Source organism: Rhodococcus sp. NBC_00294, assembly GCF_036163995.1.
GTDB lineage: Bacteria > Actinomycetota > Actinomycetes > Mycobacteriales > Mycobacteriaceae > Rhodococcoides.
The window spans coordinates 4,557,171-4,581,935 of record NZ_CP108043.1; the positions used below are offsets into that span (position 1 = coordinate 4,557,171).

Genomic DNA, 24,765 nt, shown 5'->3' on the forward strand with positions numbered 1-24,765 from the left:
CGGATCGGACTGGTTCAGACGGACAGAACGGTGCAGGCGCTGATGCCCGGTGCCCCGTAGACATGGGTGAAGCCGATGGACGGCCCGCCCGGCACCTGACGATCGCCGGCCTCGCCGCGCAACTGGGTGACCACCTCGTGCACCTGGCGCAGACCGGAGGCGCCGATCGGTTCTCCGTTCGCGATACACCCACCGTCGGTGTTGACGGGTAGACGCCCGCCGATCTCGGTGGCCCCCTCGGCGATCCACTGCTCCTGCTCGCCGTGCTCGCAGAAGCCGCACTCGGCCATGTGCATGAGTTCGGCGCCGCTCTCGGTGTCCTGCAGCTGGGCCACGTCGACATCCGACGGGGAGATTCCGGCCTGTTCGAAGGCGGCCGCGGCAGCATCCGCGCTGACGCTGGTGGGCTCGCCGACGCCCTGGACGGACGGACTGAAGACCTCGAAAGAACCGAATCGCCGGGTTCGATGTGTGATGGCGCGCAACCGGATCGGCCGGCCTGTCAGACGCTCCGCCACCTCGGGTGAGGCCACGATCACCGCCGCACCGCCTTCGCCGGGCGAACAGAACATGTAGCGGGTGAGGGGATCGTTCACCATGTCCGCGGAGGCGATCGCCTCGGCCGACATGGGTTCGCGGCGCCACGCATTCGGATTGAGCGCGCCGTTGCGGTAGGACTTCTCGGCGACGCGTGCGAGCGTGTCCGGGGTGATGCCGTGCTGGCGCATGTACCGGGAGATCTTCGCCCCGAAGAACTGCGTGGTCACCATGAGACCCGCCTCGCCGTACCCCTCGGACAGACCCCACTCCGCGGGCGTGGGATCGAAGGCACCGCGCGGGTGCTTGTCGAAGCCCACGGCCAGGCCGATCGACGCCGATCCCGCCCGTACGGCATTGACTGCCGAGAACAGGGCGCTGCCGCCGGTGGCGCAGCCGTTCCGCACGTTGGTGAAGGGCAGTCCGGTGAAACCGAGCTCGCTGACGAGCGTGTCGGCGAGGCCGGCGGAGTCGCTGCCGCCGAACGCAACATCGACGTCCGGCCAGGCGATTCCCGCGTCGGCGAGCGCGGCGGTGATGGCCGAGACGGCCATCGCGCGGCCACTGACACCGGGTTGGCGTCCGAACTTCGACAGCCCGACTCCGACGATGACCACGGACTCGCTCATGCGATATCTCCCACTGTGCTCGGTGCAGACGACGGGCCGGCCTCGACGACCTCGAACCGGGGAACCGGGACGACGGCCGTGAGGTGGACGAGGGCTCCGTGCAGGTCGTCGACGTTCTCGGAGTCGAGAATCGCCTCGATCCGGATGCCCTCGCTCAACTCGACCCAGCCGACCGCGAACGGGGTGAACCCGCCCACGGGTGGCACGTACGGCGGCGACTTGGGCGGGAAGCGCTGCACCGTGTGGGCCCACACGGTGCCCGACGTACTCAGGTCGACGGGTTCTGCCGTGGGCGTGACGCACCGGGAGCAGAGAGTCGACGCGGGGAACGCGACCGTGCCGCACACGGTGCATCGGCTGCCCTGCAGCACGACCCGCTGCGCCTCGAGACCGTTCATCATCGTGTTCCTTCCGCTCCCCGCCGACCGTCGTTCGTCCTTCGTGTTTCGCCGAGGGTCAGCGACCGACCCACTTCGGCTCACGCTTCTCGAGGAACGCGGTGACGCCTTCTCGTCCGTCCTCGGACTGCAGGGCGTTGCCCACGGCGAGATGCTCCATGACCATGAGGGACTGGATGTCCGCGTCGAGGCCGCGGTCGATCGTCATCTTGGTCAGCTTCATCATGAACGGGCTCTTGTCGGTGAGCTGCGCGATGAACTCCTCGACGGTCTTGTCCAGCTCGGCGGCAGGCGCGGACGCGTTGATGAGATCGAAGTCGGCAGCCTCGACACCGGAGAGCAGCTTGCCGGTCAGCATCAGTTCCTTCGTCTTGCGGATACCGATCATGCGCGGCAGGCGGTAGATGGGGCCTGCGCCGCCGAACAGTGCACGGCGGATGTGGAAGTCGCCGATCTTGGCGTCGTCGTCGGCGATGGCGAAGTCGCAGGAGATCATGAGTTCGAATCCACCGGCGGTGACGTAGCCCTCGAGGACTGCGACCGACGGAGTGTTCATGGAGTACAGACGGTCACAGACCTTGGCCGAGAGCACGGCGACGTCCATCGCGTTGGTGCTGCCGACATAGTCGGACAGCAGGATGTCGAGGTCGAACCCCGAGCAGAAGGTGTTGTTCACACCGCGCAGGACCAGGACCTTGAGGTTCGGGTCGGCGTCGACCTCGGCGATGATCTCGTCGAGTCGGTACAGCAGCTCCGGAGTCACCGCGTTCTTCTTGTGCGGGCGGTTGAGCCAGACGCGAGCGACGTCGCCGTCCTTCTCGAGCAGGATGTGGTCGGTGTCGATCATGGGATCTCCTTGGGCTGCGTCACGATTTGAACTGGATTCACTTCAGTTTTACGGCATGGGGTCGAGCGCGTCAACCCTCGAATCGAACCGGGTTCAGCCCGATGAGGTCGGCGATGCGGCGGCGATGGTACACCGCATCGCCGAGCAGCGCCTCGTCACCGGTAGCTCGGCGAAAGTATCTGTGCGCCTGGTGCTCCCACGTGAAGCCGACGCCACCGTGCAGCTGCACCGCCTCGGCGACCGACTCGGACGCGACCTCCGTGCACACGGCGCCGGCGATCGCGACCGCGAGCGCGGCACGGTCCGGGGAGCTGTCGTGGAGCGCAGCAGCGAAGCGGGATGCCGATCGCGCTCGTTCGAGAGAGAGGAGCAGGTCGGCGAGTCGGTGCTTCACGGCCTGGAAGGAGCCGACGGGCCGACCGAACTGCTGCCTGGTGGTGACGTACTCGACGGTCATCTCCAGCATGCGATCGGCGATTCCCGTGTGCTCGCTCGCCAGCCCGATCGTCGCTCGCGCTGTCAGGTCGTCGAGAGCGGAGGCCGTGTCCGCCACCTCGGTGAGCACGGACGCCGTTGCCGAGTCGAGGTGCACGTCGGCGCGCGGCCGCGTCGGGTCGATGACCGTCCGCGGGACGGCGCGCACCGCGTCGGAGAGGGGTACGGCGAACACTCGGGCGCCGTCCGCCGTGTGCGCCCCGACCACGACGACATCGGCCGAGGCACCGTGAACGATGTCGGTCGCGACACCGCTCAGACGCCATCCGTCCGCCGCATGGTCGGCCGTGATCACCTGCGCGGCAGCCCGTCCCGCCGGCGTCACGGGCAGATGCACCGCGACGCGGAGCTCACCGGCCAGGGCACCGGACACCATCGCGTCCACGGTTCCGGCCGGCGCAAGCAGGAGCGCGTGCACGCCGACACCCGCCCCGAACAGCACCGGTTCCGACACGAGCGCGCGGCCGCACTCCTCCAGGACCACGGCCATGTCCGTCATCCCGTATCCGAGGCCGCCGCGGATCTCCGGAACGGACAGCATGGTCACGGCCATGTCGTCCACGAGAGCCCGCCACAGTGCCGTCGGGGTCCCTTCGTCTCGCCCACCGTGCCGTGCAAGTACTGCGCGCACCGCGGACCGGAGATCGGCCTGCTCCGGCCCGGGGATCAGGCCCGCGGGCTCCGCTTCCGGCCAGGGTGAGTACGTGACGTCGTCGATCGCTGCAGACATAACACTCCTGAGTCGAGTTCAGTTCTGTTTCGAGAGTATCGGCGAAATCGAGGACGTGCGGACTTTTCTTGAACTAAGTTCGGTTCATGCTTCGAATCGAGTCCTATTACGCCACCCTCGACAGCGGTGATCTCGAGCGGGCCACCGACATGCTGGCGGAGAACGTCGCCTTCGTGATGATCGTTCCGACGGGAGCCAGAGCCGGCACCGGTCGCGCCGCGATGCTCGACTACCTCACCGGACGTCCCCCTGTCGGCCGGCAACATCGACTGCTGCGTCGCGCACAGGACGGCGACGTCCAGTTCGCCCAGGGAGCCGTCACCGAGCACGGCGATGTCGTCACGGGCTATTTCGTCGCGGCGATGCACCTCGACGAGAACGGACTGATCGACCGCTACCAGGTGTCGTTCGATCCTGACCACGCACTGGTGCCGTGGACCGGTTCCGACGCGACCTCCACCGACCCGACAGGAGCATGACGATGACGACCGATGCGACAGGAGTCCTGCGAACCTGGTTCTCGTACATGGACTCCGAGGATCCGGACCGGGTGCTGACCATGATCACGGACGACTTCCGGATGTCCGTGCAGTTCTCCCGTGGCGAGGGAGCGTCCGCCGAATTCGTCGGCGACAGAGCAGGACTCGTTCTCTACCTCGCCCAGCGGGAGAAGAGCACCCTCGTCCATCACATCGACGTCGGATCCCGGGTGGGCGACGTGGAACTCGTACTGGGGCGGACCACGCGAGACGGCGACTTCGAGGCGTCCTTCAACGCGAGCGCATCGGTCGACGCGGCCGGCTCGATACGCCGGTTGCTCATCTGCCGCACACCGGAACTCGCGTTCGACTGAAGCCGTCGACCAGAACTGACAGGAGACCCGCATGAGAAGGTGTTTTCGTACGCTCGCGGCACTGACATCGGCAGCTGCAGTCGGGTTGTCGGCGGCCTGCAGCGGTGGGGCGTCAGCGTCCGGACCGGTGTCGGGCACCTGGGACGAGGTGATCGCCGCAGCGAAGAACGAGGAATCCGTCTACCTGTACTCGTCGCAACATCCCGAGAACCTCGCCTCGGTGAAAGCCGGATTCGAAGCGAAGTATCCCGGCATCATGCTGGAGTTCACGCGGGGTTCCGACGTCGAGCTGAACCCCCGCGTGGACGCGGAGCACAAGTCCGGACGCGGGATCGGTGACGTCCACATGACCACCGACCCCGCGTGGATCCGCGCAGCCGCAGACTCGGGCGAATACTCGGTGAACGCCATCGGCCCCTCGTTCGACAACCCCGACTACGGTCGAGACACCAGCGTGCTGAACGACACACTCTTCCTCACCAGCGCCGCCGTTCTGGGGCTCGGCTGGAACACCACTGCGTTGCCGGACGGTCTCGACAGTCCGCAGGATCTGTTGTCATCGGACCTGCGCGGCCGTATCGGCGTCGTGAATCCGGCGGGCTTCGCCGCCGTGACCGATCAGTTCCGGTTCTTCGACCGGAACTGGTCACCCGACTACACCGACGAACTCGCGCAGAACGAGCCACGTGTCTATCCCGGCGTTCTGGCCGTCGCGCAGGGCCTCGGGTCCGGAGAGATCATCGCCACGCCGATGGTCCAACCCCTCGTGCGCGAGCAGGAGGCCGGCGCACCCGTCGGGTGGTTCAGGCCGGACCCGGCGTGGGGCGCCCCGTACTACTCGCATGTTCTCGCGTCCGCACCGCATCCGAATGCAGCGCAACTTCTCGCCGACTTCCTCATCTCCCCCGAGGGCCAGCAGGCGTTGTCCAAGGGGTACGCGAGTGTGCTGCCGAACATCCCGGAGGCGGTCGGGCGCGCACAGGACATCGCACTGACCGACCCCGCGGACCTCGACCCTGCAGCGGTCACCGAGTACCAAGCGGAGTGGGAACAGCGTTTCATCCGGTGACGTCGGGCTTCATCCGGTGATGCCGGCGGACGGCGAAGGGGCACGGGCCATGACACGACCACCGACCGTCACACTCCTGACGCCGTTGCGTGTGCACCGATTACGCATGATGTTGGGTTTCGAACTCGGCGCTGCGATCGGGATCTGGATCCTGGTTCTCGCGGTGCAGTGGACCATGACGCAAGCGGGAGAATCTGCGTTCGCAGTGTCGGCCGTCCAGTTCGCCGCCAGCCTGCCGTTCTTTCTGCTCTCCCTCCCCCTCGGCGCCGTCGCGGAGCACGCCGGCCATCGAACTCTGTTGACCGGCACGGCGATCGGTCTACTGATCACGTCGGCAGTGCTCACGGCGCTCCAGGCCCTCGACCTCGCTACGACGCCGGTTCTGATGGCGGCCGTGTTCCTGTCGGGGTGCGGTCTGGCGTCGGTGGCGATCGTCTGGCAATCGCTGCTGCCGACGCTGGCGACCCGCGAGATGATGACCGTCGTGCCCGCGATCGACGGTGCCATCTTCAACGGTGCGCGCGCCATCGGTCCGGTACTCGGCGGAGCGCTCCTGGCCGCATGGGGCGCTACCTCGACCTTCGGCCTCGTCACGGTCGTGTTCGCGATCTGCGTTGTCCTGGCCGCCAGTCAGATCCCGCCCCGGTCCGGGCGAGTCCCCAGGACCGAGTCGGTTCTCGAATCGGTGGCGACGAGTCTGCGGTTCATCCGTCACTCGCGTTGGACGCGGAGGTTGTTGTTCCGTGTCGTGATGTTCGGCCTGCCGGCGAGTTGCCTGTGGGCTCTGCTGCCGGTCGTGGCGTACGAGATGCTTCACGTGACGACGTTCGAGTTCGGAGTGTTGTCCGGAGCGATCGGTGTCGGCGCGGTGGCGGGCACCATCGCCTCGATGCCTCTGCGAAGCCGCTTGAGCTGGAACGTGTTCGCGGCCCTGGGCTCTGCCGCGTACGCACTGGTTCTGCTGGGTATCGCCGTCGTGGCGTGGATGCCCGTCGTGGTCGCTCTGCTGGTGATCGTAGGCGCGGCCTGGGTGGGCGTGCAGAGTACGTGGATGATCGCGACGCACGCGGTCATGCCACCCTGGATCAAAGCTCGAGTGATCGCCGTCGTGATGCTGACGTTCCAGGGCAGCCAAGCAGTCGGTGCCCTTCTGTGGGGATTTCTCGCCGACACGATGGGGCTCGTCTCCGCGGTCGTAGTCTCCGCCATCGCGATGTCGGTGTCGTCGATCGGACTACTGCGCCGAGGCATTCTGCCCAGCGATTCGATCGCGCCCGATCCGTCCGGTGCCGCCGGCCCTCCCGAACTCGAACCGCATCATCGTGGAGCGACGATCGTCGTCGAGACGACGTACGCGGTCCTCCCGCAACGGGCGGACCACTTCGTCCACGCCATGACTCGTCTGAGGTCGTCGCGCCTGCGCCTCGGCGCATCGCGGTGGGCGCTGACCAGGGTGAGCGACTCCGCCTCCACGTACGTCGAATCCTGCACCTTTCGGAACTGGGCCGAGTATTCCGCCCAGGAGACCGTCCGTCTCACCGTTCCGGAACGGCTCGTCCGAACGGACCTCGCGCTCGACCTGGCGGAGGAACCGCGTGTTCGAGTTCTCGTCCGCCCCCGAACACCCGCCGACAGAACCGAGTCCACATGAACGATCACTTCCCCCACCTGTTCTCACCGATCCGGATCGGCGGACTCACGCTGAAGAACAGGCTGGTCGCACTCCCGGCGGGCACGTCGATGGCGGTCGACGGTGTGCCCACCCACGGGGACACCGAGCACGTCGAGCGTCTGGCCGCGGGTGGAGTGGGCTTGATCATCGGGGGTGCCACGGTCGTGCACCCGACGACGACGCTGCGATCGCGCAAGCTGATCGAGGCGTACCGGGTCGACGTCATTCCGAGCACAGCGGCCAAAGTGTCTGCCGCGCATCGCCACGACGCGCGATTCATCGGCCAACTCTGCCATCTCGGACGTGAGTTCATCGGCGGCGAATCGGATGCGCCACCCTCCGCGCCCTCGGCGATCAAGACCGCGCGCGATGCCTACCCACCCCACGAACTGTCGGTCGCGGAGATCGAGGACATCGTCGAGGGTTGGCGCACGTCGACGCGAAACCTGGTGCGAGCAGGTGTCGACGGGGTGGAGCTCCACGCTGCGCACGGGTATCTCCCCGCTCAGTTCATGTCACCGCTCACGAACCGACGGACGGACGATTTCGGCGGCTCGTTCGACGGCCGAATGCGCTTCACTCGCATGGTGATCGAGGCGATGCGGTCGGAGATGCCCGCAGGGCTCGCGCTGGGAGTGAGGCTGAGCGGGGAGGAGGAGATCCCCGGCGGAATGACGATCGACGACTGCGTTCGTATCGCCGAGAACGTGGCCGCGGTCGGCGTCGACTACTTCAGCATCACCCACGGCACCCGCGGGAAGTACGTCAAGGATTCCACCGGCGCGGACGCGGTCGCGATCCCGTCGGCTGCGAGGGTCCGATCGGCGACCGCGACACCGACTCTCGTCGGACAGCGAATACGCGACGCGGGCGTTGCGGACCACGCCATCAAGACCGGACAGGTGGACATGGTCGGCATGGCACGGGCGCTGATAGCGGACCCCGAACTGCCGAACAAGTCCCGAACCGGTCGCCTCGACGAGATCCGCGGCTGCCTCGGCGTCAGCCAGGACTGCAGGGCCTTCGACCCGCATCTGCACTGCGCGGTCAATGCCGAGATCGGGCGTGGTCGCCACGTCGACGTCGGTCGACGAGCCCGCGCGACGAAGGACGTCATCGTGATCGGCGGCGGCCCCGCCGGCCTGGAAGCCGCTCGCGTGGCCGCGGGGAGGGGCCACCGCGTCACTGTGTTCGAGAAGAGCAGTGCCCTCGGAGGATCCGTACGCGTGGCTGCCTCGGCGCCCCATCGCGCGACGCTCATCGACATCGTCGACTATCTGGAACGTGAGATGCGTCGGCTGAAGGTCGAGGTTCACCTGTCGGCCGGAATCGGCGAGGACGACCTGGACGAGATTCGCTCCGCGTCGGACCACATCGTGGTGGCGACAGGATCGCGTCCCGCGGACGTGACCCCGTCCCTCCGGACGCGGACCGCCTACAGCGTCGACGACGTTCTGCTCGGCCGCGTATCGAGCGATGCGGGCAGGGTGGTGGTGTTCGACGACGGTGACGGCTTCTGGCCGGCGTACAGCGCGGCCGAAGCATTCGTGCAGCGTGGCTGGGAGGTCACCGTGGCCACGACGCTCACGGCTCTCGCGTCCCGAATCCCTACCGAGAGTGCAGGACCGCTGCTCGATCGACTGGGTGACGCAAGGGTCGACTTCAAGGTCGCGCACGCCCTTCACGTTCCCGACGACCCGGCAGATCCGGTGACCTTGCGCCCGGTCTTCGGGGCCGGCGACCTGCCCTACGAGGACGCCGCCATCGTGTGGCACCAGCCGCGAGTGGCACTGTCGTCGTTCGGACTCGACTCGAGCTCCACCGTCAGCGTCATCGGAGATTGCGTCACACCACGGCGCATCGGTCACGCGATCGCAGAGGGATATCGAACAGGCGCAGAACTCTAGAACTCGGAAGCCGCTGAACCACACCAGCGGCACATCACGAAAGAAATGGAGACACATCATGTCGTTCGTACTCGTGCACGGTGCCGGAATGGGCGCGTCGTGTTGGGACCGCCTCGTACCGCGGTTGACCGGTCGCGTGGTCGCGGTCGACCTTCCCGGCCGCGGTGAACGCGCAGACATCGACCTGCGCACCGTCACCCTGGAGGACTGCGCCGACGCAATCGTCGCGGACGTGGAGCGTGAGGATGTCACCGACATCGTGCTGGTGGCCCACTCGTTCGCCGGAGTGTCGGTCCCGCGCGTCCTCGACAGGCTGCAGGACCGTGTCCGGCACGTGGTCTTCGTGGCCGCGGTAGTCCCGCCGGACGGAACGGCGGTGATCGACGGGATCGACCCTGCGGTTCGCGACATCGTGAAGGCGTCCATCGTGGACGGCAGATACGTCCAGGGCCCCGAGGGGGCACAGGCCATGTTGTGCAACGACATGGACGACGAGCAGACCGCGTGGACTCTCGAGCAGCTCGTCGACGACTCCGGCGCGCTGCTCACCGAGACCGTCGATCTCTCCGGCCTCCAGGTCGACGTCCCCCGCACCTACATCCGGACGGCGAGGGACACGTGCTACCCGCCGGAACTGCAGGAAGCCTCGTCCGCACTGGTCCGCGCCGGAGCCGGGTCGGGGCACGTCGTGCACATGGACTCCGGACACATGCCGATGATCAGCGCCCCCGACCGCCTCGCAACGCTGCTCGAATCCCTCTCCGCCGACTGAGTTCCGACGGTGACGCCCGCGAGGTCATCCCAGTCGGACGAGCGTCTTACCGATGTTCTCCCCTGCCAGCATCGAGACCAGTGCGGCCGGGGCCGAATCGAGCCCGTCGAATACCCATTCGTCGTACCCGAGACGGCACGCGTCGATGAGGGAGGTGATCTCCGCGCGCATGTCGGCTTCGAGGTGCAGGAACGATCCGGCCCGGTACCCCCGCATCGACAGATTCTTCGACACGAACTGGAACAGGTTGCCGGGAAGACTCGGCGCGTCGGCCGCGTCGTACTGGGACATCTGGCCGCACATCGCGATACGTCCGTTCGGTCGGAGTGCGTCGATCGCTGCAGTCAGGTGATCACCGCCGACACAGTCGAAGTACGCGTCGATGCCGTCCGGCGCCGCGGCGGCCACCGCCGCGGGTAGAGATTCGTGATGATCGAAGGCGTCCGCCAGGCCGGACGCTCGCAGGTGGGCCACCTTGGCCGCGGACCCTGCCGATCCGATGACGGTGGCCCCTCGTGCCACCGCGAGTCCCGCCGCGAGCCCACCGACCGCACCGGCAGCGGACGACACCCACACCGTGTCCGCGGGCCCCACGTCGAGGATGCCGATCATCCCCGCGTACGCGGTGAGACCGGAACTGCCCAGGGGCCCGAGGAACCATTGTTCGGGCAGACCGCCCGGACGGACGACGGTGGGCGACCCGTAGCCGCCGATCGTCGCGGTGTCGGCCGAGATGAGGGCGTGCTCGCGGAAACCCAGTGTGTGAGTGACGATGTCACCGACAGCGAAAGCGGAGCTTTCCGATCGTTCGACGACACCGAGAGCGAGACCTTCCAGTGCCTGCCCCGGCGCGAAGGGCGGTAGATAGCCTCCCGGCGTCTGCCTCGACAGCCGGATACGGATCGACGGATCGATCGAGAGCCACGTGTTGCGGACGAGCACGTCGCCGGAACGGAGCTCGGGCACCGGCGCCTCCACCACCTCGAGGTCACCACTCGTCAGTGCGCCGTTCGGCCACGAACGCAACACGACGTGACGGGTCGAGGTCACCCCGGTCATGCCGCACCGACCGCACTCGGGGTCATCCCGGTCCACCGTCGGAAGGCGCGCCGGAACGCCCGTGGTTCCGAGTAGCCCAATCGGGCCGACACGATGTCCAGGGCCTCGCCGCGCCGCAGTGCCTCCACCGCGCGGGCGGCGTCGTGTCGAGCACGCAGAGCACCCAGAGTGGTCGACTCACCGGCGAGCAGGCGCCGTAGGTGCGGCTCGCTGATGTGGAGAGCGCGGGCCACCGCGGTGGTGCTCGGCAGGGGTCCGCGGGCACAGGATGCGAACTCGCACAACACTCGTCGCGATACCGGTCCGAGTTCGACCTCTCCGGATCGCGTGTCGGTCATCGGTCCCCCACGGTCCGAGACGACCTGGCGGGCGTCCGCCGCACGACCGGCGGGCTCCACGCCCGGTCCGAGGGTCCGTACAGCCGCAGCATCAACCGGAAGTCTCCGGACGGCGTCGGGAGCCAGTTGCCCGCCCCCTCCGCGGGGGCTGTCGTCGCGAGTCGAACGACCAACGATCCGTCGTCCGCCATCGTCAGGCCGGGCGTGCGGTCGGTGATCGCATATCGGTCGATCGCGTTCTGACACAACAGTCCTCGCTTGTGGTAGACGGTGAGAGACCAGAAGAAGCGCGCCGGAGGCATCCGGTCGGCCGCGAAGGTGATGTCGTAGGAGTGCTCACCCGAGAGCTGGTGTCCGTCCTCGTCCACCTCGCACACCGGGTACAGCGCCTCGTCCGCGGGGTTGACGTAGATCTGAGACAACGCGACGGCCGCGCGCAGAAGATGGTCGTCGCCGAAATCCGTACCGAGTTCGTTGACCGACCAGCCGTTCGTCGTCCGGCCCAGCGACCCCACCCGGTCGGCGATCGCGTCCAGGCCGTCGGACAACCCTGCTGCGAATTGCGAACGTGCTCGGGTGGACTGCTCCCCTGTGTGCAACGCTCCGCGCAGTCGCGCCATGCTCTCGCGGACCACGGGTGGCACGTCGGCCGTCGCGACACCGGCGACGGCGTGGTCCAGAGAGTCGAGAAAACCCTCGGGATCGCGGAGCTCGTCGTCCCGTTCCCGAAGCACGAGCGCGCGGGTGGCTGCGTCGCCCGCAGGGCCGGGCGCAGGCGGCCCGTCCAGCACGATGGAGTCCTGCAACGCGATCACCCGCCGGAGATCCTCGGCATCGTCCGGTCGCACCAGGATGCGCACTGCCACCATGACATGACGTGTTCGGCAGGCCACCAGTAGTTCGTCGTCCGCCATGACCACCTCGCTGCCCGAGCGAACGATATGCAGTGTCGGCAAACAGCTCCCGTGTGTCCGCTGACCCTGTACCGCGATGGTCGTCGAGTCGGCCTCACCTATCTGAATGCAGTAGTAGCGGTCCCCGAGATCGGGCATTCGAAGCGTGAACGACCCGGCATCGAGGTCGACGAAGGCCAGTGAGTAGAGCGTGTCCACGTTGGGAGCCACTCCTGCGGTGAGGGTGGGATCGGACAACCTGCGTTGATAGCCCATCGTGTTCAGCGCTGCACCCGCCGATGTGAGCGGCCGGTCCACGTCAGGCTCCAGCGGGGATGTGAACCGGAGACGCAGTCGCTGAGCGAAGACGAGCGGAAATCCCCATATCTGCAGCGCGCGCGCGTCGCGGAACAGCTCGTCGCCACCATCCGAGCATTCGGGTGCAGTCACACCACGACCATAACTGAAGTGAGTTCGATTAGGCTAGGGAGTCGAAGTGACATCGCGAGCCCTCGACCGTCAGGAGAAGTCATGCCCCAGGAGAAGGCGCACGATCGTCGGCGCCCGCGCCGGGTCTACTCCGTCGGTGCCGAACCGGACGCACGGTTCAGCCTGGCGAACGAGCGGACGTACCTCGCATGGATTCGAACATCGTTGGCGTTCATGGCAGCCGGAGTCGCGCTCGACGTGTTCGACGTCGGAGGGGACACGACGCCCGCACGCATCGCATCGGTGCTTCTGATCGGGTGCTCCGTCGTTCTCCCGCTGCACGCGTGGTGGGCCTGGGGCGCAGTCGAATCGAGCCTGCGCCGAAGTCGACCGCTTCCGTCCCCTCGCGTCGGAGCACCCCTGGCCGTCCTGCTGGCGGTGGCCGCAGCGCTGGTCGTCTGGTCGGTCTTCTCGTGACGGGACCACCCGAGGGAAGGCCTGCGGGCGCACTCGGGGACGGTGGTCTCCAGGTCGAACGGACGGCGCTCGCCTGGCGGCGCACCGAGTGCTCGGTGGCGGTGTGCGCCCTGGTGGGTCTGCGCCTGGCCACCCACCAGGGTGACGTACCGACGGCTGTAGCCGCCGGCGTCGTACTGACCGGCGCCGTCGCTGTGCTCGTCGTCGACATCGTTCGGATACGGAAGCGCAGGCGCGCGGACGCCGGCCCGGACGCGCCGCGAGGGATCCCGGTGCGCGCTCATGTACTGGCAGTCCTCACTGCGAGTCTCGGCATCCTGGCACTGATCGTGGCCCACACCGTGACGTTCGGCCCCGGGTACTGAGCCCGGGGCCGTTCCGTGCCTCGGTCAGCCCTGGAACTTCTGCTCCCACTCACGTGATTCCCGCTCGATGAACTCGGGAGTGAGTTGTGTCGGATCGGGCCCGGCGATGTCATGGGCGTCGGCGGTTGCGCCGTCGATACCGGGCAGCGCAGTCGCGACCCCGATCGCCTGCGCCCGTTGCCCTTCGGGGCTGACCAGGAAGTCGGCCAGAACCTGCGCAGCGTTGGGATGAGGCGCGACCGACGTGACGTGACCGTAGAACGGTGTTCCCCACGACGGCGTCGGGAGCGCCCAGTTCACCGGAGCGCCGGACGCGACCTCCTGCACGAGAGGCTGGACCATGGGGGAGACGACGACCTCACCGGAGGTGAGTGCCTGCGCGACCCCCAGCGAGCTCGGGTAGATGCGAGGCTGCTGCTCGGCGAGCTGGTCCACGAAATCGTCGCCGAAGTTCTCGCGGTAGAAGCGGTAGAGATCCACGTAGGACGCGATGCCGACGGGGTTGACCACGCCCACCTTGCCTCGGTATTCGGGGCGCAGGACATCGCGCGGATCCGTGAGTCCGGCCGGCACGGTTCCCGTGTTCCACCCCATGCCGAAGGTGGCGGCGACGTCGAGGAAGAATCTGTCGTTCTTGACGCTGCGGTCCCGTCCGTAGTCCGGATCGTCGAACGCGTCGCCCTTCAGAGACTGGGAGTACGCGCCGGACTCCGCCGCCGACGCGATCCATGCCGTGTCCGTGACCACGTGTACGTCCGCGGTGCCCTTGCCGGTCTTGTTCTCGGTCTCGACACGAGGATTCAGATCCGCGTCCGTTCCGCGAACGAAATCGAGAGTGATCTCGGGGTACGTCTCACTCCAGGCCTTCTTCACGCTGTCGAGGATCGTGGTGTTCTGGCTCGAGTACAACATCACCGACCCCTCGGACTTCGCCGCGGCGACGACGTCGTCCCAGCTCCCCTCCACCGGAGAGGTACCCCCTCCGCCGCCGCTGCCGCACGCTGTCATCGTCAGCGCCACCACCCCGACCACAGCGATCGTGGTCGTCCGGATCGATCTACCGAGAGCACTCATGTCCATCTCCTTTGTTGAACTGACCTCAGTTCACCAAGTAGGGTGGGCAGAGTCAAGAGCGATGGCGGGGTCGCGTACAGGTCGGTGCGCCGGGTGAAGGAGTGTCGGATGACTCGAGGACGGGAAGCGGCCACCGTGAGTGGCCCGACACCGTACGACCCTGCTCGAACCGACCAGTACCAGGAATCGACGTCCGACGACGTCCGACCCGTGGCCGCCGACGAGGCGCTCACACTCGCGTCCGTGCTCGCGCAGCAGGCAGTGCTGTACGGCGTGCCCGCCGTCTACCAGTACGCGAGCATGTGTGCACAGTGCGCTCCGGATGCCGACGGTGCACCGTGGTCCGTCAACACCTTGGTCCACGAGAGAAGCACGGCCCGTTCGGATTTCCGCCAGTTCCGGGTTCCGAACGTCGACACGGTCTACTCCAATGCCTGGCTGGATCTGACCGACGGACCGGTGACCATCGAGCTACCCGACTTCGGTGGCAGGTACTACACCCTCGAATTCCTGGACGCCCACAGCAACGTGAGCAACGTCAGCGCGCGGACGCACCCGGACGGCCCACGCAGGATCATGGTGATCGCGCCGGGCCAGGACGACCCCGGCACCGCGCGGTCGTCCGACGTCGTGTCCTTTCCCGTGTCCACGCCGCTGATGTGGCTGCTCATGCGCATCCAGGTTCACGGCGCTCCCGACGACATCGACACGGTCAGGACACTGCAGGACTCGGTCGTCCTCACCGGTCCGCCTCCCCGCTCTCGTTCGTGGCCCGTTCTGCTCCGGGAGGAGGTGGAGTCGTCCGCCGCCGCGTTCCTGACGGCCCTCGATGCCGTGGTGGCCGTCAACGGTGTTCCTGTGCAGGATGTGTCGCACGTTCACCAGTTCCGTCAGCTGAACGTCGGTCCCGGTACGCCGAAGGTCGGCGATCTCGACGAGGTGGTGTCACGAGGCGCCGACCTCGGCTTCACACGCGCCATGTCCCTGCTCGACACGTCCCGATCCCGCCTCGGGCGGCGCACGGCGTCCGGGTGGACGCGGGTACTCGACAAGGGCGCACACGGACACAACTTCGTGGCACGCGCCGTCATGAACTTCGTGGGGCTCGGAGCCAACGTCGTCGAGGAGAACTGCTCGTACAACACGTACGTCGACTCGGACGGGAACGCACTGACGGCCCTCGGAGGCCGCACCTACGAGATCACTTTCTCCGAACCCCCACCCGCAGAGGCGTTCTGGAGCGTCACTCTGTACGAGGCCGATACCGGCTGGCTGTACGACGCACCCGGCGACGTGTTCTCCGTCGGGTCGACGACCTCGCCGGACGGCGTGGTGTCCAATCCCTCTCGCATCATGGTCGGGTACACGAGACCTGATGACCTCGACCTTCTGGAATTCTGGCTTCCCGCCCCACCACGTCCATTCTTCCTGGTACTACGCATGTATCGACCTCACGAAGACGCGGTGACCGAACGATGGTCACCGCCGCCTGTCGAGTCGTCGAGGGTTCCGTCACCGACGGGCCCGTGAGCCTCGAACCACGTCTCAGCACGACCCCACCGAGCGAACGCTCGTGGACCATGTGAAAGGGAACCACCATGGCGATCGATCTGACCTACGACCCCGTCGTCCGCGAGTGGATCGAGCGCACCCGCACGTTCACCCGCGAGCACGTCCTGCCCATCGAGGACAAGTTCCTCGGCGACGTGACCGCCGCGGGCGGCGACGACCTACGCCGGGAACTGCAGGCCGCAGCCAAGGACGCAGCAGTCTTCGCTCCCCACGCGCCCCGCGAGTACGGCGGCGGCGGACTGTCCATGAGCGACCGCGCCCCCGTGTTCGAAGAAGCCGGATACTCCCTCTTCGGACCGATCGCGACGAACATCGGCGCCCCCGACGAGGGCAACGTCCACCTGCTCGCCCACGTCGCCTCCCCCGCCCAGAAGGAACAGTTCCTCGCCCCCCTCGCCCGCGGCGACGTGCGGTCCGCGTTCGCAATGACCGAACCCGCCCCCGGCGCCGGCTCGGACCCCTCCGCCCTCACCACCACCGCCACCCGCACCGACGGCGGCTGGCGCATCGACGGCCACAAATGGTTCATCACCGGCGCGGACGGCGCCGGATTCTTCATCGTCATGGCCCGCACCTCCGGCACCCCCGGCGACCGCGGCGGCGCCACGATGTTCCTCGTCCCCGCCGACACCGCCGGCCTCACCGTCGGCCGCCACATCAGCACCCTCGACCGCGCCATGATCGGCGGGCACTGCGAAGTCACCTTCGACCGCGTCGTCGTGCCCGAGGACAACGTCCTCGGCGCCGTCGACGAAGGATTCACCTACGCCCAGGTACGCCTCGGACCCGCCCGCATGACCCACGTCATGCGCTGGCTCGGCGCCGCCCGACGCGGACACGACGTCGCCGTCGCCCATGTCGCTCACCGCGAAGGGTTCGGCAGCCGCCTCGGCGACCTCGGCATGGTGCAGAAGATGATCGCCGACAACGAGATCGACATCGCCGCCACCCGAGCCCTGCTCGTCACCGCCTGCCACGCACTCGACCTCGGCGACCCCGCGAGCAACGAGACATCCATCGCCAAGACCTTCGCCGCCGAAGCCATCTTCCGCATCGTCGACCGCGGCGTGCAGATGTGCGGCGGACTCGGCGTCTCCGACGACCTCCCCCTCGCCCGACTCTCCCGCGAGGTCCGCCCCTTCCGCGTCTACGACGGCCCCTCCGAAGTACACCGGTGGGCCATCGCCAAACGCGCCGTCGGCGCCGCCCGCCGCGCCGCGAAGGCGCAGCCGTGACCACCACCCTCCCCGGCATGAACGTCGCCGCACTCGAGACGTTCCTGCGCGACAACGGCATCGACATCACCGGAAAACTGCGCGTCGACCGCATCGCAGGAGGCCGGTCCAACCTCACCTACCGCGCCCACGACGACACCACATCCTGGATCGTGCGACGCCCCCCGGTCAGCGGACTGACCCCCTCCGCCCACGACATGGCCCGCGAGTGGACCGTCACCCGCGCCCTGGCCGGCACCGACGTCCCCGTCGCCACCACCGTCGCCTTCGACGCCGACGGCGCCACCCTCGGAGCGCCGATGACCGTCGTCGAGTTCGTCCCCGGACAGGTCGTGCGCACCCGCACCGACCTCGACGCCCTCACCGACGACGACATCGCCGCGAACACCAGCGAACTCGTCCGTATCCTCGCCGCGCTGCACGCCGTCGACCACCACGAGGTCGGACTCGCGGACTTCGGTCGGCCCGACGGATTCACCGCCCGACAGGTCGCCACCTGGGGACGGCAATGGCACCGCGTCAAGACCCGCGACCTGAACGACATCGACCGACTGCACCAGGCCCTCACCGACGCCGTCCCCGCCCACTGCGCCGCCGCCATCGTGCACGGCGACTACCGCGTCGACAACACCATCCTCACCCACGGCGAGCCCGGAACCGTTGCCGCACTCGTCGACTGGGAGATGTCCACCCTCGGTGACCCCCTCACCGACATCGCCCTCATGTGCGCCTACCGCCAACCCATGTTCGACACCGTCCTCGGCGTCGACGCCGCCTGGACCTCCCCCCGCTACCCCGACGCCGACGACCTCGCCCAGCACTACGCCGTCGCCTCCGGACGCGACCTCGCCCACTGGAACTTCTACCGCGCCCTCGCCGACTTCAAGATCGCCGTCATCGCCGAAGGCATCGCACACCGCGCCGCCACCTCCGACGACACGGACGGCACCGCCGCAGCAGCCGCGCACGCCACAGCCGAATTCGCCGCAGCCGGGCTGAGTGCGTTCTCACGGTGACCCGCACACACCACTTCTGATCGAGAGGCCGACAGCAATGAACGACATCGAGTGCGACGTACTGGTGATCGGCGGTGGGATGGCCGGTCTGACCGCTGGAGCCCGCGCCGCGTCCGCAGGCAGATCCGTCGTCGTGGTGGAGGTCGGTGATGATGTCGGCGGATCCGCGCGCTATGCCGGATACGTCTGGACAGCACCGGATCACACCGTCATGGACGCACAGAACCCGCACGGCGACCCTGCCCTGAGGCGACTGCTGGTGGACCGGTTCCAGGACGGCGTGCAGTGGTTACGTGACACCGGCGTGGAGGTGGGCGATGCGCAGCGAATCCTGTCCTTCGGGCAAGGACACAAGTTCGACACCAACCAGTACGTCGATCTGTGCAGGCGGGTCGTCCTCGAGTCCGGCGGATCGGTCCTGCTGAACACGTGCACCGAGAACCTGTCGTTCGAGAACGGCGTTGTCACCGGTGCGGTGATCCGGACCGGCGCAGCGGAGCCACGGGACGTGCGGGCGGCGCACACCGTACTCGCCACCGGCGGTTTCCAAGGGTCCGCAGCGCTGCTCGAGAAGCACGTTCATCCGAATGCAGGGCGCATGCAACTGCGCTCGAACCCCCACAGCACGGGCGTGGGCCTGGCACTCGCCGAGAGCGTCGGCGCTGCCGCCGGTGCGATGAACGCCGGCTTCTACGGGCACCTGATTCCCAGCGGGGTGACCCTGACGGACCCGTCCGATTTCGTCGACATGTCGCTGTACTACAGCGAACACGCGCTCCTGTTCGATCTCGACGGGACGCGCTTCGTCGACGAGACACTCGGTGATCACCTGACGACGATGGCTCTGCTCGACCGGCGCGAGGCACGCGGGCTTCTCGTGGCGGACGCTCGCGTGCACCGGGACTGGGTCTTGGCGTCGTACGTCGAGGGCGCCGTGGCCGTCGACAAGTTCGCACTGGCGAGCAAGCGCGGGGGTCGGGTCGGACGAGCGGACACGCTCGAGGAGCTCGAATACCTGCCGGAGGACTGGGAATACGACGGAGCCGCCATCGCGGCCGCGATCGCCGACTTCAACGAGTCCACCACGTCGGCGGAGGGCCCTGTGCCGGGCCGAGCGCTGGATGCGAGCCCGCTGAGCGAACCCCCGTACTACGTCATCGAAGCCGTCCCGGCCGTCACTTTCCCGTTTCACGGCGTCAGAGTCGACGGCGACGCCCGTGTTCTGACACCGAACGGCGAGCCGATTCCGGGCCTGCTGGCAGCCGGTTCCGACACGGGCGGCCTGTGGAACCGCGCGTACGCAGGCGGTCTGGCGGCCGCTCTGGTGCTCGGACTCGTGGCCGCGGAGACTGCCGGGTGACCCCTCGGGAAGGATGATGCCGCCGCCGCGCTGCGCGTGTCACGGCCCCTCGCGGCCGTGGAGGGTGGCGATGATGCGCTGCGCCTCCTCCACCGACGAATGCTCCCGAGTGACCGCTCCGGCCCGCAACATCGCCGACGCGACATCGACCGCCACGGCATGCCGCGCGACCAGGATGCCGATGGCCACGCTCGTGAGATCGGTTGCCTCGTCCCCGTCCACGATCGCCAGCGCGGCGTCGCCTGCGACCACGGGCCCGATGACCCGCACCAGGTGTCCGATCAAGACGTCCGTTCCTGCCGGCAACGGCCCGCTCCGCACCGAGCGCCGGTGCAGTTGCACGCACCCGAGTGGGGCGTCCACCGCGCCCAGTGGGAGCACCCTCACCCACCCGACATCCAATGCCACCAGGTCGTCGATCAGCAACGGCCACCGCGCCCCGTCGTGGCGGTCGCCAACGATGATCGTCCGGCCCACCGCACGGTCACTCGACACGAGATCGACATCCGCGCCGTGCAGGTACAGCAGGTCGGCGATCCTCTCCGCCGACGAGTCGGTGGTGTGCAGCACGCGTCGCGTATCGGGGTGACGCGGGGACGACACGACCACCGCGCCACCGTCCGCGCCGGCGACCCCGACACACACGTCGACGAAATCCGACAACCGCTCCCCCGGGCCGAGTCGAGGCCCGTCGGACGCGGTCGCGTCACCGGGGTCGTTCATGGTCCAACCCTCCACCAGGCGTTCGCAGATCGACTCGCGTACGCCTCGTTCAGCTTTCCCGTCCGCGACGACGGGGGCAGGTCGCATCCTCACGAGACGGCGGACGTGCTCGCGTCCGATACGCCGCCACGACAGAATCGGCGATGCGCCCGCGGTCGGCGATGGCGAAACCATGTCCACGCGCCCACGTGCGGATCGCCGCGGTCTCCGCGCGGTCCGCTGCCGTCCGACGCCGCGCCGTCGAGATGTCCTCCGACCGACGTCCTCGGTTGCTCCACTCCGTGAGCAGGCCGTGGATCTGCGCTGCGTTCTCGGCCGACAGGTCGATCTCGAACCACGTTCCCCGGTAACCGAACACGACGGTGTCGTCCGCGGACATCCCGTCCAGGTCGTCGATCAGCGTCACGTCAACCTTGCGAACCACGCGGAGCTCCTCGGACACACGTACGAACGACCACGCAGGGTGACCCCGCACGGGCCGATCTGCCGTTGTATCGGTAGGTAGTAGGAAGCCGCCACACTCTGGACGCCGCTGTCTGTGCGTGTCCATACCCTGTCCGGTGCCACTCAACCTTCCGTGGGGGGAAATTTTCTCTCTCGACTCCATGTGATCTTCGAGCGGTGTTTCAGGGTGGTCCCCCACTGGGCACAATTCTCCGCAGGTGCCCCGCTGCACCCGGAGTTCGGTGCTCGACTGTCGAAACCGACGGCGGTCGGCACCGACTTCCCGAGTTCGCGAGGCCCGTCACCGGTCGGCGCGACCTGAGACAGTGATGGAAAGAGCGCCGTGACCACGTCGGACCCCACACCGCCCGAGCTGCGGCTCGCTCTGGCCGTCCGGGCAGTTGCCGCACTCGCCGACGACGACCACGTCGCCGAGCTGCTCGATCGACTGACCGACGTCGCCTGCACCCTCGTCGATGCCGCCGACCACTGCGGCATCACGCTGTCGATCGGCGATGTCACCTTCACCGCCGCAGCCTCGAGCACGGAGATCGCGCCGATCAACGACCAGCAGTACTCCGCCGACGACGGTCCCTGTCTGCACGCGGCTCGCACGGCCGCCACCATCGTCGTCGATTGCACGGTCGACGACGATCGATGGCCGCATCTCGGACCTGCTGCTCGCCGCGTCGGCATCAACACCATGCTGTGTGCGCCGATCGTCTGCGACGATCGGCCGGTCGGATCGCTGACCCTGTTCGCCCGTGCACCACAGGGTTTCGACGATCTCGATCACCGCCTCGTCGAGCTGCTCACGGGAGTGACAGCGGATGCTCTCGAGAGGGCTCGACGTCGCCGCGAACTACACGGAACCATCGCCGGACTACGGGACGCGCTGGTGCACAGGGCTCCCATCGAACAGGCCAAGGGCATTCTGATGGCACTGCGTGGCATCGACGAGGATGCGGCCTTCACTGTGCTGTCGACCCGCTCCCAACATCTCAATCGCAAGGTGCGCGAGATCGCCACCGAGTTCGTCGAGTCCGTCAGCGCCGCCGCGCCGACCGGCGATCTCTGACCACCGGCGGAGGCACCGTCGCGGTGCAGACAAAGTCGGTGGGACCGCCCCGACGTCCGAGCGAGAGCAGCAGCGGAGTTGCTCGCGACGCGCGAGCAGTCCGCACTCCTTGCAGAATATGCATTGCATATGCAATATTCGCAGTACGCACGTGGGAGGGTCCGGGTGCGGAGACCGGAGGGGGTTCGATGATCACGGTGACCAGTGCCGCAGGCGGTGTCGGACGGCTGCTCGTCCGACAGCTGGCATCACGGGGTGTTCCGATACGAGCGGTGGTGAAGAACGACGACCAGGCCCGTACGACTCGGCGGGACGGGGCCACCGAGGTCGTCGTGGGCGATCTGAGAGCCCCGCAGACACTCGACACGGCCCTCGCCGGCACGACCGTCCTGTACCACGCGGCTCCGACGCAGATCATCGACGAGCGACCCATCATCGATCACCTCATCGCTTCAGGACCATCACATGGTCTGCAGCACATCGTGTTCCACTCGGTGATCCACCCCGAACTGCACCAGCTGACCCATCATCGGCAGAAGCACATCGCGGAGGGGATGCTGCTCGACAGCGCGATCCCCACCACCGTCCTGAGACCGTCGCACTACATGCAGAACTACCTCGAGGTGTGGGACCTTCTGCACGCGGGCGTCATGCCGTACCCGGTCTCACCGGACAGCGTCATGGGAGTGGTCGACCTCGCCGATGTCGCCGAGGTGGCCGCCACCATCGCACTCGATCCGGACCCACACACCGGGCGTACCTACGACCTGTCCACCGTCGAACTGACTCGCCACCAGATGGCGGCGATCTGGTCGACGGTGTTGGGCCATCGCGTGACTGCTCTCCGCATCCCGCCGTCATCGCTCAGACACAGGACAGCCGCCCTGCCCGCGCTGGGACCGATCCTCGTCGAGGCCGTCCGGGCGACCGGAATGCACTCCGCGAGCCACCTCGTGCGGGAAGTCGGCGCGGCCGCCAATCCCCGCGGCATGAACGACTGGCCGCACGATGCGCGCGAGGCGTACCGCACGATGATGTCGCATTACGACCGGCACGGACTTCCCGCCGGTGATCTGACCGTGCTTCCCGCACTGCTCGGACGCGAACCCACCTCCTACGAGGATTTCGCCCGACGGTCCGCCTCCGAGCGTGGGCATCGGTCGAAGGACTCCCGAGGATGAGTCGCTCGCAGGATCCATTCCGACCGGCGCGGTCCATGGTGACCGGGGCGAGTTCCGGCATCGGGGCCGAGTTCGCCCGAGCCCTGGCCGCGCGCGGCTCCGACCTGGTGTTGGTGGCACGACGGGAGGACCGGTTGACCGCTCTCGCAGCCGAACTCGAACGTGCACACGGCATCCACTGCCGTACGGTCTCCCATGATCTGTCTGAACCCGCAGCCGGGCGTCGACTGCGGACCCTGGTTCCCGAGAGACTGGACCTCGTCGTCAACAATGCCGGCTTCGCAGTACAGGGCCCGTTCGTCGACAACGATGCCGACGACCTCGCGCGGCTCCTGGCGGTCGATGTCGCTGCAGTGGTGGACATCTGCTCTGCCTTCCTCCCCGACATGATCTCCCGCGGCACCGGATCCGTCGTCAACGTCGCCAGCACGACGGCGTTCCAACCCGTTCCCACCCTCGCCGTCTACGCCGCAGCCAAGGCGTTCGTCCTGAGCTTCACGCAGTCGTTGTGGTTCGAGTCCAGGCGCCACGGTGTCCGAGTGTTCGCACTCGCCCCGGGTCCGACGCGCACCGAGTTCTTCGATGTCATCGGCGAGTCCGCCGCGACGACCGGCTCGTACCAGTCACCCGCCGAGGTCGTCACCACCGCGATGCGCGCCCTCGACGCCAAAACCTCACGTCCACACGTCATCTCAGGACGGAGAAACACCATCGCGGCCGCCACGGCAGCGCTGACGCCACCTCGGGTACTGCTTCCGGCGGTGGCGCGGCTGCTGCGCTGATCTTCCGAGTTGCCGTTCCCGCTCGGCCGACTCGGACTGTAGTGTCACGATCATGGCCAGGGCCTCGAAGTTCACTGCGGCCGACCGTCGCGCCGCTGTGGAGCGTGCCTTCGAGGGAACAGAGAGTCCCACCGCCGTCGCATCTGACCTGGGTGTCCACCCGACCACTCTCTATCGGTGGGCCGCGTCCGACACCACGGACGACCCGGGGCCGGCGCCGACTCGGCTCGTCCACGCCACCCAGACGCTGCTCGAACACTCCGACTACGGCGACATCACCGTGGAGGCCGTGGCGCAGCACTGCGGGCTCGCGGCTCGGACCGCATTCCACCACTTCCCCACCAAACGCGACCTGTTCCACGCAGCCGTCAACGATGCCGCCACCACGCTGATCGACCGCATGGCAACGCGTTCCGAGCAGGCGACGTGGCCGGACGATCCTCTGGGACAGCTGCGATCGTTCCTGCACATCGCCGCGGCCGCCATCTACGACACTCCGGCGACCCACGTGCTGTTCCGCAACATCGGTGTTCCCCGCAGCGAAGGAACCGCCGAGGGGTGGCACACCGACTTCGTCGTCGCGATCGAACAACTGCTGCACAGAGCGGCCGATGCCGGTCAGATCGACCGCCACACCGACGTGGCCGCGGCAGCGCAACTCGTGAGCGGCGCCATGCGCGGGATCCACACCGCCGTGTTCGACGGCGCCTCTCCCGATGTCGCACTCGACCTGGTGGACCGCGTTCCCCTGCTGATACCCGGCCCCCGGCGAGCGTGATTCGCGGCGGTGACATAGACCTCCACACCGCCTGCTCTGCACAGGCGCGCCA

The 24,765-nt window shown here is 67.7% G+C and carries 26 protein-coding genes; 16 read left to right on the forward strand and 10 right to left on the reverse strand.

Annotated features, from left to right (window positions below; genetic code table 11):
* Positions 1–14: 14 nt before the first annotated feature.
* The 4 genes from OHB23_RS21435 to OHB23_RS21450 form a co-directional block, all read right to left on the reverse strand.
* Complete coding sequence (locus OHB23_RS21435; RefSeq protein WP_027504433.1) at positions 15–1,166, reverse strand: thiolase family protein; 1,152 nt, start codon at positions 1,164–1,166, stop codon at positions 15–17.
* Positions 1,163–1,567 carry a Zn-ribbon domain-containing OB-fold protein gene (locus OHB23_RS21440; RefSeq protein WP_328810387.1) on the reverse strand — a complete coding sequence of 135 codons (405 nt, stop codon included), beginning with the start codon at positions 1,565–1,567 and terminating at the stop codon, positions 1,163–1,165. Before OHB23_RS21440 ends, OHB23_RS21435 begins: the two co-directional genes overlap by 4 nt.
* A gap of 55 nt (positions 1,568–1,622) precedes the next feature.
* Positions 1,623–2,411 (reverse strand): enoyl-CoA hydratase/isomerase family protein, encoded by a 789-nt coding sequence (locus OHB23_RS21445; RefSeq protein ID WP_027504435.1) that lies wholly within the window; start codon positions 2,409–2,411, stop codon positions 1,623–1,625.
* A 70-nt stretch (positions 2,412–2,481) separates the two neighbouring features.
* Positions 2,482–3,636, reverse strand: a complete 1,155-nt coding sequence (locus OHB23_RS21450) for an acyl-CoA dehydrogenase family protein (RefSeq protein ID WP_328810388.1) — start codon at positions 3,634–3,636, stop codon at positions 2,482–2,484.
* 86 nt (positions 3,637–3,722) lie between these two features.
* Here OHB23_RS21450 and OHB23_RS21455 point away from each other — a divergent pair, with 86 nt between their 5' ends.
* The 6 genes from OHB23_RS21455 to OHB23_RS21480 are packed head-to-tail and all read left to right on the forward strand — an operon-like array spanning position 3,723 to position 9,909.
* Positions 3,723–4,115, forward strand: coding sequence for a nuclear transport factor 2 family protein (locus tag OHB23_RS21455; RefSeq protein WP_328810389.1), 393 nt, complete (start codon positions 3,723–3,725; stop codon positions 4,113–4,115).
* A 2-nt stretch (positions 4,116–4,117) separates the two neighbouring features.
* Positions 4,118–4,489 (forward strand): hypothetical protein, encoded by a 372-nt coding sequence (locus OHB23_RS21460; RefSeq protein WP_328810390.1) that lies wholly within the window; start codon positions 4,118–4,120, stop codon positions 4,487–4,489.
* 31 nt (positions 4,490–4,520) lie between these two features.
* Complete coding sequence (locus OHB23_RS21465) at positions 4,521–5,558, forward strand: ABC transporter substrate-binding protein (RefSeq protein WP_328810391.1); 1,038 nt, start codon at positions 4,521–4,523, stop codon at positions 5,556–5,558.
* 49 nt (positions 5,559–5,607) lie between these two features.
* On the forward strand, positions 5,608–7,209 hold the full coding sequence (locus tag OHB23_RS21470) for an MFS transporter (RefSeq protein WP_328810392.1): 1,602 nt from the start codon (positions 5,608–5,610) through the stop codon (positions 7,207–7,209).
* The gene (locus tag OHB23_RS21475; RefSeq protein WP_328810393.1) at positions 7,206–9,137 is read left to right on the forward strand and encodes an oxidoreductase; all 1,932 of its coding nucleotides are present in this window, start codon (positions 7,206–7,208) and stop codon (positions 9,135–9,137) included. Before OHB23_RS21470 ends, OHB23_RS21475 begins: the two co-directional genes overlap by 4 nt.
* A gap of 58 nt (positions 9,138–9,195) precedes the next feature.
* Positions 9,196–9,909, forward strand: coding sequence for an alpha/beta fold hydrolase (locus OHB23_RS21480; protein WP_328810394.1), 714 nt, complete (start codon positions 9,196–9,198; stop codon positions 9,907–9,909).
* Positions 9,910–9,933: 24 nt separating this feature from the next.
* Here the strand turns inward: OHB23_RS21480 and OHB23_RS21485 are convergent, their stop codons facing one another.
* The 3 genes from OHB23_RS21485 to OHB23_RS21495 are packed head-to-tail and all read right to left on the reverse strand — an operon-like array spanning position 9,934 to position 12,649.
* Positions 9,934–10,968, reverse strand: coding sequence for an NADP-dependent oxidoreductase (locus tag OHB23_RS21485; protein WP_328810395.1), 1,035 nt, complete (start codon positions 10,966–10,968; stop codon positions 9,934–9,936).
* Positions 10,965–11,306, reverse strand: coding sequence for a helix-turn-helix domain-containing protein (locus tag OHB23_RS21490; RefSeq protein ID WP_328810396.1), 342 nt, complete (start codon positions 11,304–11,306; stop codon positions 10,965–10,967). The genes OHB23_RS21485 and OHB23_RS21490 overlap by 4 nt, the downstream gene beginning before the upstream one ends.
* The gene (locus OHB23_RS21495; protein ID WP_328810397.1) at positions 11,303–12,649 is read right to left on the reverse strand and encodes a DUF1214 domain-containing protein; all 1,347 of its coding nucleotides are present in this window, start codon (positions 12,647–12,649) and stop codon (positions 11,303–11,305) included. The genes OHB23_RS21490 and OHB23_RS21495 overlap by 4 nt, the downstream gene beginning before the upstream one ends.
* Before the next feature lie 81 nt (positions 12,650–12,730).
* Between OHB23_RS21495 and OHB23_RS21500 the strand changes: the two genes are divergently transcribed.
* Together OHB23_RS21500 and OHB23_RS21505 are read left to right on the forward strand one after the other, a co-directional pair.
* Complete coding sequence (locus OHB23_RS21500; protein WP_328810398.1) at positions 12,731–13,105, forward strand: YidH family protein; 375 nt, start codon at positions 12,731–12,733, stop codon at positions 13,103–13,105.
* On the forward strand, positions 13,102–13,470 hold the full coding sequence (locus OHB23_RS21505) for a DUF202 domain-containing protein (RefSeq protein WP_328810399.1): 369 nt from the start codon (positions 13,102–13,104) through the stop codon (positions 13,468–13,470). The genes OHB23_RS21500 and OHB23_RS21505 overlap by 4 nt, the downstream gene beginning before the upstream one ends.
* A 24-nt stretch (positions 13,471–13,494) precedes the next feature.
* Here the strand turns inward: OHB23_RS21505 and OHB23_RS21510 are convergent, their stop codons facing one another.
* Positions 13,495–14,544: an ABC transporter substrate-binding protein gene (locus OHB23_RS21510; RefSeq protein WP_442973001.1), complete on the reverse strand. Its 1,050-nt coding sequence runs from the start codon at positions 14,542–14,544 to the stop codon at positions 13,495–13,497.
* 108 nt (positions 14,545–14,652) lie between these two features.
* Between OHB23_RS21510 and OHB23_RS21515 the strand changes: the two genes are divergently transcribed.
* The 4 genes from OHB23_RS21515 (at position 14,653) to OHB23_RS21530 (ending at position 19,727) form a co-directional block, all read left to right on the forward strand.
* A complete protein-coding gene (locus OHB23_RS21515) occupies positions 14,653–16,074 on the forward strand; it encodes a DUF1254 domain-containing protein (RefSeq protein WP_328810400.1) in 1,422 nt (473 codons plus the stop codon).
* Positions 16,075–16,142: 68 nt separating this feature from the next.
* A complete protein-coding gene (locus OHB23_RS21520; protein ID WP_328810401.1) occupies positions 16,143–17,351 on the forward strand; it encodes an acyl-CoA dehydrogenase family protein in 1,209 nt (402 codons plus the stop codon).
* Positions 17,352–17,368: 17 nt separating this feature from the next.
* On the forward strand, positions 17,369–18,367 hold the full coding sequence (locus OHB23_RS21525) for a phosphotransferase family protein (RefSeq protein WP_328811689.1): 999 nt from the start codon (positions 17,369–17,371) through the stop codon (positions 18,365–18,367).
* A gap of 37 nt (positions 18,368–18,404) precedes the next feature.
* The gene (locus OHB23_RS21530) at positions 18,405–19,727 is read left to right on the forward strand and encodes an FAD-binding protein (RefSeq protein ID WP_328810402.1); all 1,323 of its coding nucleotides are present in this window, start codon (positions 18,405–18,407) and stop codon (positions 19,725–19,727) included.
* 39 nt (positions 19,728–19,766) lie between these two features.
* Here the strand turns inward: OHB23_RS21530 and OHB23_RS21535 are convergent, their stop codons facing one another.
* Together OHB23_RS21535 and OHB23_RS21540 are read right to left on the reverse strand one after the other, a co-directional pair.
* Complete coding sequence (locus tag OHB23_RS21535) at positions 19,767–20,450, reverse strand: hypothetical protein (protein WP_328810403.1); 684 nt, start codon at positions 20,448–20,450, stop codon at positions 19,767–19,769.
* A gap of 49 nt (positions 20,451–20,499) precedes the next feature.
* A complete protein-coding gene (locus tag OHB23_RS21540) occupies positions 20,500–20,874 on the reverse strand; it encodes a histone-like nucleoid-structuring protein Lsr2 (RefSeq protein ID WP_328810404.1) in 375 nt (124 codons plus the stop codon).
* Between the two features lie 363 nt (positions 20,875–21,237).
* Here OHB23_RS21540 and OHB23_RS21545 point away from each other — a divergent pair, with 363 nt between their 5' ends.
* The 4 genes from OHB23_RS21545 (at position 21,238) to OHB23_RS21560 (ending at position 24,713) form a co-directional block, all read left to right on the forward strand.
* Entirely contained in the window at positions 21,238–21,972 is a 735-nt protein-coding gene (locus OHB23_RS21545; RefSeq protein ID WP_328810405.1) for a GAF and ANTAR domain-containing protein, read from the forward strand.
* 188 nt (positions 21,973–22,160) lie between these two features.
* Positions 22,161–23,153, forward strand: coding sequence for an SDR family oxidoreductase (locus tag OHB23_RS21550; protein WP_328810406.1), 993 nt, complete (start codon positions 22,161–22,163; stop codon positions 23,151–23,153).
* Entirely contained in the window at positions 23,150–23,935 is a 786-nt protein-coding gene (locus OHB23_RS21555; RefSeq protein ID WP_328810407.1) for an SDR family NAD(P)-dependent oxidoreductase, read from the forward strand. Before OHB23_RS21550 ends, OHB23_RS21555 begins: the two co-directional genes overlap by 4 nt.
* Positions 23,936–23,987: 52 nt before the next feature.
* A complete protein-coding gene (locus OHB23_RS21560) occupies positions 23,988–24,713 on the forward strand; it encodes a TetR family transcriptional regulator (RefSeq protein ID WP_328810408.1) in 726 nt (241 codons plus the stop codon).
* The last annotated feature ends 52 nt before the right edge of the window (positions 24,714–24,765 follow it).

What these genes read in the sequence shown, in the direction of transcription:
- OHB23_RS21440 (WP_328810387.1), bottom strand. Translation starts at nt 1,567, where the DNA reads ATGATGAACGGTCTCGAGGCGCAGCGGGTCGTGCTGCAGGGCAGCCGA.
- OHB23_RS21460 (WP_328810390.1), top strand. Translation starts at nt 4,118, where the DNA reads ATGACGACCGATGCGACAGGAGTCCTGCGAACCTGGTTCTCGTACATG.
- OHB23_RS21560 (WP_328810408.1), top strand. Translation starts at nt 23,988, where the DNA reads ATGGCCAGGGCCTCGAAGTTCACTGCGGCCGACCGTCGCGCCGCTGTG.
- OHB23_RS21445 (WP_027504435.1), bottom strand. Translation starts at nt 2,411, where the DNA reads ATGATCGACACCGACCACATCCTGCTCGAGAAGGACGGCGACGTCGCT.
- OHB23_RS21485 (WP_328810395.1), bottom strand. Translation starts at nt 10,968, where the DNA reads ATGACCGGGGTGACCTCGACCCGTCACGTCGTGTTGCGTTCGTGGCCG.
- OHB23_RS21490 (WP_328810396.1), bottom strand. Translation starts at nt 11,306, where the DNA reads ATGACCGACACGCGATCCGGAGAGGTCGAACTCGGACCGGTATCGCGA.
- OHB23_RS21465 (WP_328810391.1), top strand. Translation starts at nt 4,521, where the DNA reads ATGAGAAGGTGTTTTCGTACGCTCGCGGCACTGACATCGGCAGCTGCA.
- OHB23_RS21500 (WP_328810398.1), top strand. Translation starts at nt 12,731, where the DNA reads ATGCCCCAGGAGAAGGCGCACGATCGTCGGCGCCCGCGCCGGGTCTAC.
- OHB23_RS21515 (WP_328810400.1), top strand. Translation starts at nt 14,653, where the DNA reads ATGACTCGAGGACGGGAAGCGGCCACCGTGAGTGGCCCGACACCGTAC.
- OHB23_RS21530 (WP_328810402.1), top strand. Translation starts at nt 18,405, where the DNA reads ATGAACGACATCGAGTGCGACGTACTGGTGATCGGCGGTGGGATGGCC.
- OHB23_RS21470 (WP_328810392.1), top strand. Translation starts at nt 5,608, where the DNA reads ATGACACGACCACCGACCGTCACACTCCTGACGCCGTTGCGTGTGCAC.
- OHB23_RS21535 (WP_328810403.1), bottom strand. Translation starts at nt 20,450, where the DNA reads ATGAACGACCCCGGTGACGCGACCGCGTCCGACGGGCCTCGACTCGGC.
- OHB23_RS21480 (WP_328810394.1), top strand. Translation starts at nt 9,196, where the DNA reads ATGTCGTTCGTACTCGTGCACGGTGCCGGAATGGGCGCGTCGTGTTGG.
- OHB23_RS21525 (WP_328811689.1), top strand. Translation starts at nt 17,369, where the DNA reads ATGAACGTCGCCGCACTCGAGACGTTCCTGCGCGACAACGGCATCGAC.
- OHB23_RS21475 (WP_328810393.1), top strand. Translation starts at nt 7,206, where the DNA reads ATGAACGATCACTTCCCCCACCTGTTCTCACCGATCCGGATCGGCGGA.
- OHB23_RS21555 (WP_328810407.1), top strand. Translation starts at nt 23,150, where the DNA reads ATGAGTCGCTCGCAGGATCCATTCCGACCGGCGCGGTCCATGGTGACC.
- OHB23_RS21450 (WP_328810388.1), bottom strand. Translation starts at nt 3,636, where the DNA reads ATGTCTGCAGCGATCGACGACGTCACGTACTCACCCTGGCCGGAAGCG.
- OHB23_RS21550 (WP_328810406.1), top strand. Translation starts at nt 22,161, where the DNA reads ATGATCACGGTGACCAGTGCCGCAGGCGGTGTCGGACGGCTGCTCGTC.
- OHB23_RS21510 (WP_442973001.1), bottom strand. Translation starts at nt 14,544, where the DNA reads ATGAGTGCTCTCGGTAGATCGATCCGGACGACCACGATCGCTGTGGTC.
- OHB23_RS21520 (WP_328810401.1), top strand. Translation starts at nt 16,143, where the DNA reads ATGGCGATCGATCTGACCTACGACCCCGTCGTCCGCGAGTGGATCGAG.
- OHB23_RS21435 (WP_027504433.1), bottom strand. Translation starts at nt 1,166, where the DNA reads ATGAGCGAGTCCGTGGTCATCGTCGGAGTCGGGCTGTCGAAGTTCGGA.
- OHB23_RS21455 (WP_328810389.1), top strand. Translation starts at nt 3,723, where the DNA reads ATGCTTCGAATCGAGTCCTATTACGCCACCCTCGACAGCGGTGATCTC.